Origin of the sequence: Rathayibacter tanaceti (assembly GCF_001634385.1) — a bacterium.
Lineage (GTDB): Bacteria > Actinomycetota > Actinomycetes > Actinomycetales > Microbacteriaceae > Rathayibacter > Rathayibacter tanaceti.
The window spans coordinates 1-3594 of record NZ_LIIN01000186.1; the positions used below are offsets into that span (position 1 = coordinate 1).

Consider the following 3594-nt stretch of genomic DNA (forward strand, 5'->3'; position numbering starts at 1 on the left):
CGCGCGCGGGCGGCGGGCCCGGGCGAGGGCGATGCCTCCGGCTGCGAGCAGCAGGGCGCCGAGACCCAGCGGGAGGCCGATGTCGGCTCCTGTCGAGGGCAGCGGCGGGCGGGCACCGGGGTGCGGCGCCACGGCGGTCGGCGTGCTGCTCGGCGTCGGCTCCGCGGTGGGAGCGGCGGTGGGCGGAGTCGTCGGCTGCGCGGTGGGAGCCGCGGTCGGCGTCTCCGTCGGCTCCGGGCTCGGAGCCGGGTTCTTCTCGGCGTCGATCGCCGAGGTGTCCGCGGCGAGCGAGGCCGTCACGAACGCGATGGCCTTCGAGGTGATGCCGAGCGCCTCCTGGCTGATGTTGTCGATGTCATCGGCTGCCGAGTGGTACTGGGGGTCGTGGGTGATGCCCGCTGTGCCGCCGAACAGCGCGACTTCCTCCTCCGTCTTGACATCGTCGGCGCCGGTGAAGAGTCCCGAGGAGGGGATGCCCACCGAGATGAAGCCGTCGTAGTCGCTGCGGCCGTCGAACGCCGTATCGATCCAGGGCTGATCGATGGAGTCGAAGTAGTCGGTGAACGCCTTCTCGGTCGCGATCGAGCCGGCGGGCACCTCGACGGGAGCCTCGTAGGTGGACTGGTCGGCGTCGTAGACAGAGACCACGTAGTTCGGCGAGGCGACCATGTCGAAGTTCATGTACGTCGCGATCGCCGCGGCGTCCTCCTCCGTCAGAGAGTCGACGTAGGTGTAGGAGCCGACGAGGCCGACCTCCTCGGCGCCCCACCAGGCGAAGCGCACCGCGTTGGCGGTCTCGCCCGCGGCGGCGAGTTGCACGGCGGTCTCGAGGAGTGCCGCCGAGCCGGAGCCGTTGTCGTTGATGCCGGGGCCCTCGGGCACGCTGTCGAGGTGCGCGCCGAGCATGACCACGTTCTCGTGGTCGCCGCCCGCCGTCTCGGTCACGAGCGAGAACGTCTCGACATCGGTCGTCGTCTGCTCGATCAGCACGCCGGCGCTCGCGGGGAGCGCAGCGAGCAGAGCACTGCCCTCGGCCTGAGTGACGCCGACTCCCGGGATCGCGGCGGTGTCCTGTCCGCCGTAGGTGCCGTTCAGGGCGTCGCCTGGAACGTTGTCGTAGATCAGGATCGCCGAGGCTCCGGCGGCTCCGGCGGCGATCGACTTCTCGAGGAAGCTGCACGTGCCGCGGCTGACGAGCGCGATCGCGCCGGTGGCGTCGAGGCCGGTCCACGCGTCGGCGGTGCAGCCGAGGGGGTCGACCGGAGTGAGGAGCTCTCCTGTCACACCGCTCTCGGGCGTTGAGGGCGTGAACTCCATCGGAATGCCGACCGCGCCGGTGGCGGTCGTCAGGGTGAAGGCCCCGATGCTCTGGGTCGCTGTGACGAACTCCTGCCGCTCGGTCGTGTAGCCGGCGGTGGCGAGGACCGACTCGATGTACCGGCCGCTCTCCTCATAGCCGGGAGTGCCGATCGCGCGGGTGCCGCCATGGGTGTCCGCGATCGACTGGAACGCCTCCACGTGGGTCATGATGCCGTCGACCGTCACGGTCTCGGCGAAACCGGCCGGCTCGACGGCGCTGGCCGCGGGCACGAGCGCGGCGCCTGCGACGAGGGCGCCGGCGCCGATCATCGCGCCGGCGCCGATCAGTGAGCGGGCCCGGCGGGCGCCGTCCGCTCGGATGGTGGTGGTTCGCGCCACGAGGGCCCCCTTGGTGTCGAGAACGGGCCGTCGCCTCGACGACCCGGCCGCGCCCCTCCTGAAAACTGGGAGGGAATCGCGTGTTCTGCGAGGGTATTCACAGGAAACAGAGCGGTCCATCCCCCCTCCCGCGAGAATTCACAGGCCGGAAACACGGCGATCACCGGCGGAGCCGGCGCTCAGGCGGTCGCGGGGCTCTCGGCCCACTCGCGGAGCATCGCGAGGGTCTCCACCGGCGCGTCGCGGTGCGGGCTGTGCCCGGCTCCGGCGACGACCGTGTACCGCACCCGCGGACCGGCGCGGAGGACCTCGGCCGCGAGGGCCGGCGGGAAGAAGGTGAAGACCTGCGGATCCCCTGCCAGGACCAGCACCGGGATCCGCAGCGCGGGCACGTCGTCCAGCAGATCCCACGGGTCGTTGTCGTCGATCGCGGCCGCGATGGAGGCGGGGTCGGCCGCGTGCGCCGCCGCCGCCTTCTCGGCCAGGTCCCGCTCGTGCCAGAGCGGATGCGCCGCGGCGCGCTCGTCCGGGCTGATCGTGAGATCAGCCAGCTCGCTCGCCCGCACCTCGGCCGCCTGCTCGCGGCTCAGCCGCAGCACGGGGTCGAGCAGCGCGAGTCGTCGAGCCCAGCCGCCCGCGCGCGCAGCGGCCCGGACGGCGACCGCGCCGCCGAGGGAGTGCCCGACGACGAGATCCCACGGCCCACCACCACTCGCGAGGACGTCGTCGGCGTAGTCGTCGTGGCGCGACGAACCTCCGCGCGGCCCCTCGCCGTGACCGCGCAGGTCCGGTGCGCAGACCGTCCAGCCTGCGGCGGTCAGCGCCTCCGAGACCCGCCACCATGTGCCGGCGGCACCGCCGAGCCCGTGCAGGAGGAGAGCGGTCCGCGTCGTCATGACGCCAGGGTAGGGCGCGTCAGTCCAGTCGGGGGTCGCGCCCGGTGCGCTCTCCGGTCGCGAGCCCCGCGATTCCTGCCAGATCCTCGCCGTCGAGCTCGAAACCGAACACGTCGAGGTTCTCGCGGATGCGCTCGGGAGTGACGGACTTGGGGATCACGACCACGCCGAGCTGGAGGTGCCAGCGCAGCACGACCTGCGCGGGCGAGACCGCGTGCTTCGCCGCGATCCGAGCGAGCACCGGCTCCTCGAGCAGACGTCCGCGCGCGAGCGGCGACCAGGCCTCGGTCACGATGCCGTGCTCGGCGTCGAACGCGCGCAGCTCCTCCTGCGGCAGTCGCGGGTGCAGTTCGACCTGATTGATCGCGGGCACGACCCCGGTCTCGTCGAGCAGTCGCTGCACGTGCTCGGGGGCGAAGTTCGAGACGCCGATCGAGCGGGCGCGCCCCTCGCGCTGGAGCCGCTCGAGCGCACGGTAGGTGTCGACGTAGCGGTCGCGGGAGGGGATCGGCCAGTGCACGAGGTAGAGGTCGACGTAATCGGTGCCGAGCAGCGCCAGACTGCGGTCGAAGGCGGCCAGGGTCTCGTCGAAGCCGTGGTCGTCGTTCCAGACCTTGGTCGTCACGAACACCTGCTCGCGAGGGACGCCGCTCGCGCGGATGCCCGCTCCGACGCCGCGCTCGTTGCCGTACAGCGTCGCGGTGTCGACGTGCCGGTAGCCGGCGTCGAGCGCGACCGCGACGGTTCGCGCCGCCTCCTCGTCGCCGATCTTGTAGACGCCGAGCCCGAGCTGCGGGATCGCGCGGCCGTCGTTGAGGGGGATCAGGGGAGCGCTCATGCCTCCCATGCTGGCACGTCGACTCAGACGTTCCAGTCGAGCTCGCCCTGGAGGCCGACGTGCACGCCGTCCTCGATCAGCGCGGCCAGGCCGGCCACGCCGAAGAGGAGGCGGCGCTCGGCGCGCGCGGCCTCGCTCCGGTCGGCGATGCCGCGCACGGCG

3 protein-coding genes are annotated in these 3594 nt (G+C 72.5%); all 3 read right to left on the reverse strand.

Annotated features, from left to right (window positions below):
- Positions 1 to 1698, reverse strand: a 1698-nt coding sequence (locus ACH61_RS14480; RefSeq protein WP_068213382.1) for a M28 family peptidase, incomplete at its 3' end; no start/stop codon positions are given.
- Positions 1699 to 1877: 179 nt separating this feature from the next.
- Positions 1878 to 2594 (reverse strand): alpha/beta fold hydrolase, encoded by a 717-nt coding sequence (locus ACH61_RS14485; RefSeq protein WP_068213385.1) that lies wholly within the window; start codon positions 2592 to 2594, stop codon positions 1878 to 1880.
- 19 nt (positions 2595 to 2613) lie between these two features.
- The gene (locus ACH61_RS14490) at positions 2614 to 3432 is read right to left on the reverse strand and encodes an aldo/keto reductase (RefSeq protein WP_068213388.1); all 819 of its coding nucleotides are present in this window, start codon (positions 3430 to 3432) and stop codon (positions 2614 to 2616) included.
- Positions 3433 to 3594: the final 162 nt, after the last annotated feature.

Bases quoted from the DNA above. Each gene is read 5' to 3' on its own strand.
- ACH61_RS14485 (WP_068213385.1), bottom strand. From the start codon at position 2,594: ATGACGACGCGGACCGCTCTCCTCCTGCACGGGCTCGGCGGTGCCGCC.
- ACH61_RS14490 (WP_068213388.1), bottom strand. From the start codon at position 3,432: ATGAGCGCTCCCCTGATCCCCCTCAACGACGGCCGCGCGATCCCGCAG.